Genomic DNA, 467 nt, shown 5'->3' on the forward strand with positions numbered 1-467 from the left:
GCGCTAAACATAGAAGTAAACAATCCAATGCCGATAGTAATCGCAAAACCTTTTACTGGTCCACTGCCAAACATAAACAATAAACTGACCGCTATTAATGTCGTAAAGCTGGAATCAAGTATAGTCGACCACGCCTTGTCGAACCCTGCGCGAAGGGCAGCGGCAGCAGGCTTACCTCGTTTCGACTCTTCCTTAATTCGTTCATTGATCAGAATATTGGCATCTACCGCCATGCCGAGAGTTAAAATGATACCCGCAATGCCCGGTAAGGTAAGGGTTGCACCAAATAGGCTGAGCACACCAAAGAGCAAGCCGATATTCACAGTAAGGCTGGTACAAGCGATAACGCCCCAGCGGCCATACAGCGCCACCATCAGCGCAAGCACCAACGCAGCTCCAATCAGACCGGTTGTCAGCCCCATTTCGATGGCGTCGCTGCCCAAATCCGGCCCCACAGTACGTTCTTC

Annotated in this window: 1 protein-coding gene; it reads right to left on the reverse strand. The window is 50.5% G+C overall.

What is annotated here, in order from left to right; genetic code table 11:
* A partial coding sequence (locus FMN52_RS18500; RefSeq protein ID WP_148610100.1) for a SecD/SecF family protein translocase subunit occupies positions 1-467 on the reverse strand: 467 nt, incomplete at both ends.

The sequence above is a fragment of the Marinobacter sp. BW6 genome, from assembly GCF_008107725.1.
Taxonomy (GTDB): Bacteria; Pseudomonadota; Gammaproteobacteria; order Pseudomonadales; family Oleiphilaceae; genus Marinobacter.